The sequence below is a fragment of the Pseudomonas sp. NPDC087358 genome, from assembly GCF_044900785.1.
GTDB lineage: Bacteria > Pseudomonadota > Gammaproteobacteria > Pseudomonadales > Pseudomonadaceae > Aquipseudomonas.
In genome coordinates this window covers 1-4,137 of the sequence record NZ_JBJDOA010000027.1, presented here as the reverse complement: position 1 = coordinate 4,137, position 4,137 = coordinate 1, and the positions used below count along the sequence as shown (strand labels likewise).

Here is a 4,137-nt window from a genome sequence, read left to right as displayed (position 1 = left end):
AATATTCAACGGCTGACCAGGAGCGATCGACTGCGAGATGTCCTGCAACCAGCCCATACCTTCAGACTGACCGAACCAGGCACCCAGCGAAGCCGGAAACAGCAAGATGCTGCTCGCAAAAATGGCCGGAATTACACCAGCCATGTTCACTTTCAGCGGCAAGTGGCTGGTCTGCGCAGCGAAGACCTTGCGGCCTTGCTGACGCTTGGCGTAGTGAACGGCGATACGACGCTGACCACGCTCAATGAACACCACGAACCCGATGATCGCTACTGCCAGCAAACCGATGGCGACCAGAGCGAAAATGTTGATATCACCCTGACGCGCAGACTCGAAAGACTGCCCGATCGCTCTCGGAAGACCGGCGACGATACCCGAAAAAATCAACATCGAGATACCGTTACCAACACCGCGCTCCGTAATCTGCTCGCCCAGCCACATCATGAACAGCGCACCAGCCACAAAGGTGGTGACCGCCACGAAGTGGAAGCCGATATCTGCAGAGAAAGCAACGCCCTGACCGGCCAAGCCAATGGACATGCCAATAGCTTGAACCAGAGCCAGGACGACGGTGCCATAGCGGGTGTATTGGCTGATCTTGCGACGACCAGCCTCACCTTCCTTCTTCAACTGCTCCAGCTGTGGGCTGACAGCGGTCATGAGCTGCATGATGATCGATGCCGAGATATACGGCATGATCCCCAGTGCAAAAATGCTCATGCGCTCCAGCGCACCACCGGAAAACATGTTGAACAAGCTAAGAATGGTCCCCTCATTCTGTCGGAACAGATCCGCCAGCCGGTCAGGGTTGATACCTGGAACTGGGATATGCGCACCGATCCGATAGACGATAATCGCCAGGAACAGAAAACGCAGACGAGCCCAGAGCTCGGACAACCCGCCGCTTTTGCTGAGCGCTGAGAGAGCACCTTGCTTAGCCATTTATTCCTCGAACTTGCCGCCAGCTGCTTCGATAGCCGCACGCGCACCTTTGGTGGCGGCGATACCTTTGAGGGTGACCGCGCGAGTAACCTCACCGGACAGCATGATTTTCACACGCTGTACGTTTTGGTTGATCACGTTGGCATCCTTCAGGGACTGCACAGTTACAACGCCTTCTACTTTAGCCAGCTCGGAGGTGCGAACTTCTGCACGATCCATAGCTTTCAAAGAGACGAAGCCGAACTTAGGCAGACGACGATGCAACGGCTGTTGGCCGCCTTCGAAGCCCGGAGCGATGGTGCCACCGGAGCGGGAGGTTTGACCTTTGTGACCACGGCCACCAGTCTTACCCAAACCACTACCGATACCACGGCCCGGACGATGCTTCTCGCGACGGGAACCCGGCGCAGGACTCAGATCATTGAGTTTCATCGATTAACCCTCGACTCGCAGCATGTAGTAAGCCTTGTTGATCATCCCACGGTTTTCCGGGGTATCAACGACTTCTACAGTGTGACCGATGCGACGCAGACCCAAACCCTTAACGCACAGTTTGTGGTTAGGGATGCGGCCGGTCATGCTTTTGATCAGCGTTACTTTAACGGTAGCCATGATCAGAAGATCTCCTGAACGTTCAGGCCGCGTTTAGCAGCGATCGACTCAGGGGACTGCATGGTCTTCAAACCCTTGAACGTTGCGTGAACAACGTTGACCGGGTTGGTCGAACCGTAGCACTTGGCCAGAACGTTCTGAACACCAGCCACTTCCAGGACAGCACGCATTGCGCCGCCGGCGATGATGCCAGTACCTTCAGAAGCAGGCTGCATATACACCTTCGAAGCGCCGTGAGCGGACTTGATAGCGTACTGCAGCGTGGTGCCGTTCAGATCAACCTGGATCATGTTGCGGCGAGCAGCTTCCATTGCCTTCTGGATCGCAGCAGGCACTTCACGTGACTTGCCACGGCCGAAGCCAACGCGCCCTTTACCATCACCTACCACGGTCAACGCGGTGAAAGTGAAGATACGGCCGCCTTTTACGGTTTTTGCTACGCGATTAACTTGAACCAGCTTCTCGATGTAGCCTTCGTCGCGTTTTTGGTCGTTATTTGCCATAACTTAGAACTCCAGCCCGCCTTCACGAGCAGCATCAGCCAGCGCCTTGACGCGACCGTGGTACTTGAAGCCGGAACGATCAAAAGCCACTTGCGATACACCGGCGGCTTTCGCACGCTCAGCGATCAGCTGGCCAACTTTAGTGGCCGCGTCGATGTTGCCAGTGGCGCCATCACGCAGTTCTTTGTCCAAAGTCGAGGCGTTTGCCAGGACTTTGCTGCCGTCGGCCGAGATGACCTGGGCATAAATGTGCTGCGAAGAGCGGTACACGCAGAGACGCACGACTTCGAGTTCGTGCATTTTCAGACGTGCTTTGCGAGCGCGACGCAGTCGGGTAACTTTTTTGACGGTCATTTGCTATGCCCTACTTCTTCTTGGCTTCTTTACGACGGACGACTTCGTCCGCGTAACGCACGCCTTTGCCTTTGTACGGCTCTGGACGGCGGAAGTCGCGGATCTCAGCGGCCACTTGACCAACCAACTGCTTGTCGATACCACGGATAACGATATCGGTTTGGTTGGGAGTCTCAGCGGTGATGCCTTCCGGCAATTCGTAGTCCACTGGGTGCGAGAAGCCAAGGGCCAGGTTCAGCACCGTGCCTTTTGCTTGCGCTTTGTAACCAACACCGACCAGCTGGAGCTTGCGCTCGTATCCTTTGCTTTCGCCATGGTACATGTTGTTTACCAACGCACGAGTGGTACCGGCCATTGCGCGAGTTTGTTGATCGCCATTGCGAGCAGCGAAACGCAGCTCACCAGCTTCTTCAACAATTTCAACGGACGAATGAATGTTCAGGTCGAGAGTACCCTTGGCACCCTTCACCGAAAGCTGCTGGCCGACGAGTTTGACTTCGACGCCTGATGGCAACTTAACGGGGTTCTTAGCTACGCGTGACATGCTTATCCCCCCTTAGAACACTGTGCAAAGCACTTCGCCGCCGACACCGGCAGCGCGCGCAGCACGATCCGTCATCACACCTTTGTTGGTGGAGACGATAGACACACCGAGAACGCCACGAACTTTTGGCAGATCATCGACGGACTTGTACTGACGCAGGCCTGGACGGCTAACGCGCTTGACTTCTTCGATGACCGGACGGCCTTCGAAGTATTTCAGCTCGATAGACAGCAAGGGCTTGGTTTCGCTGCTGATCTGATAACCCGCAATGTAACCTTCGTCTTTCAGGACTTTGGCTACAGCTACCTTCAACGTGGAAGATGGCATGCTTACGACGGGCTTTTCAGCCATCTGGGCATTACGGATACGAGTTAGCATGTCCGCTAACGGGTCCTGCATACTCATGGGCTAGACGCTCCTAATACAAAATAATTAGCCTTGCGGCTACTGCTTGTCGCCAAAAAACTTGGGCACGTGAAAACACGGGCTCTGGCGAGCCGGCAATTCTAGACGTACCCCACAAACGAATCAAGCCCCAAAAGGGGCTTGATTCGAATTCAGGTCTCACGCTGGTCGGTTTCCGAAGAAACCGACCATCGAGGGACGAGAAGTGCGGCTTACCAGCTGGCTTTAACCAGACCTGGTACGTCACCACGCATTGCAGCTTGGCGCAGCATGTTACGGCCGAGGCCGAACTTGCGGTAAACGCCATGCGGACGACCTGTCAGGCGGCAACGGTTACGCATGCGCGCGGCGCTTGCGTCACGTGGCTGCTTCTGCAGGGCGACAGTCGCTTCCCAACGCGCTTCTGGACTTGCGTTCAGATCCACGATGATAGCTTTCAATGCAGCACGCTTGGTAGCGTACTTGGCAACGGTGAGCTGACGTTTCAGCTCACGGTTTTTCATGCTCTTCTTGGCCATGGTCCTACTCCAATCAGTTGCGGAACGGGAACTTGAAAGCACGCAGCAATGCGCGACCTTCTTCGTCCGTACGAGCAGTGGTGGTCAGGGTAATGTCCAGACCGCGCAGGGCATCGATCTTGTCGTAGTCGATTTCCGGGAAAATGATCTGCTCTTTAACGCCCCTGCTGTAGTTAACACGACCATCGAAGGACTTGGCATTCAGTCCGCGGAAGTCGCGGACCCGAGGCAGGGAGATAGACAGCAGACGATCCAGGAA

8 protein-coding genes and 1 pseudogene are annotated in these 4,137 nt (G+C 55.5%); all 9 read right to left on the bottom strand.

All coding sequences use genetic code 11. The features are described from left to right. The coding region (gene secY / locus ACI2KS_RS29520; RefSeq protein WP_404624546.1) for a preprotein translocase subunit SecY at positions 1 to 942 on the bottom strand (942 nt) is incomplete at its 3' end. Then, positions 943 to 1,374, bottom strand: coding sequence for a 50S ribosomal protein L15 (rplO, locus tag ACI2KS_RS29515; protein ID WP_037017733.1), 432 nt, complete (start codon positions 1,372 to 1,374; stop codon positions 943 to 945). It lies immediately after the preceding gene. 3 nt (positions 1,375 to 1,377) lie between these two features. Further along, positions 1,378 to 1,554 carry a 50S ribosomal protein L30 gene (gene rpmD / locus ACI2KS_RS29510; protein WP_028621547.1) on the bottom strand — a complete coding sequence of 59 codons (177 nt, stop codon included), beginning with the start codon at positions 1,552 to 1,554 and terminating at the stop codon, positions 1,378 to 1,380. 2 nt (positions 1,555 to 1,556) lie between these two features. Continuing rightward, the gene (gene rpsE, locus ACI2KS_RS29505; RefSeq protein WP_404624545.1) at positions 1,557 to 2,057 is read right to left on the bottom strand and encodes a 30S ribosomal protein S5; all 501 of its coding nucleotides are present in this window, start codon (positions 2,055 to 2,057) and stop codon (positions 1,557 to 1,559) included. Between the two features lie 3 nt (positions 2,058 to 2,060). Beyond that, entirely contained in the window at positions 2,061 to 2,411 is a 351-nt protein-coding gene (gene rplR, locus ACI2KS_RS29500; RefSeq protein ID WP_037017727.1) for a 50S ribosomal protein L18, read from the bottom strand. A gap of 10 nt (positions 2,412 to 2,421) precedes the next feature. Further along, on the bottom strand, positions 2,422 to 2,955 hold the full coding sequence (rplF, locus tag ACI2KS_RS29495) for a 50S ribosomal protein L6 (RefSeq protein WP_404624544.1): 534 nt from the start codon (positions 2,953 to 2,955) through the stop codon (positions 2,422 to 2,424). Between the two features lie 12 nt (positions 2,956 to 2,967). Next, on the bottom strand, positions 2,968 to 3,360 hold the full coding sequence (rpsH, locus tag ACI2KS_RS29490; protein WP_404624543.1) for a 30S ribosomal protein S8: 393 nt from the start codon (positions 3,358 to 3,360) through the stop codon (positions 2,968 to 2,970). A 212-nt stretch (positions 3,361 to 3,572) separates the two neighbouring features. After that, entirely contained in the window at positions 3,573 to 3,878 is a 306-nt protein-coding gene (rpsN, locus tag ACI2KS_RS29485; RefSeq protein ID WP_186532289.1) for a 30S ribosomal protein S14, read from the bottom strand. Positions 3,879 to 3,891: 13 nt separating this feature from the next. Continuing rightward, a pseudogene (locus ACI2KS_RS29480) lies at positions 3,892 to 4,137 on the bottom strand (50S ribosomal protein L5); the annotation flags it as partial.

Excerpts from the sequence above, each read along its gene's own strand:
- rpmD (WP_028621547.1), bottom strand. The coding sequence starts at position 1,554 with ATGGCTACCGTTAAAGTAACGCTGATCAAAAGCATGACCGGCCGCATC.
- rplO (WP_037017733.1), bottom strand. The coding sequence starts at position 1,374 with ATGAAACTCAATGATCTGAGTCCTGCGCCGGGTTCCCGTCGCGAGAAG.
- rplR (WP_037017727.1), bottom strand. The coding sequence starts at position 2,411 with ATGACCGTCAAAAAAGTTACCCGACTGCGTCGCGCTCGCAAAGCACGT.
- rpsE (WP_404624545.1), bottom strand. The coding sequence starts at position 2,057 with ATGGCAAATAACGACCAAAAACGCGACGAAGGCTACATCGAGAAGCTG.
- rpsN (WP_186532289.1), bottom strand. The coding sequence starts at position 3,878 with ATGGCCAAGAAGAGCATGAAAAACCGTGAGCTGAAACGTCAGCTCACC.
- rpsH (WP_404624543.1), bottom strand. The coding sequence starts at position 3,360 with ATGAGTATGCAGGACCCGTTAGCGGACATGCTAACTCGTATCCGTAAT.
- rplF (WP_404624544.1), bottom strand. The coding sequence starts at position 2,955 with ATGTCACGCGTAGCTAAGAACCCCGTTAAGTTGCCATCAGGCGTCGAA.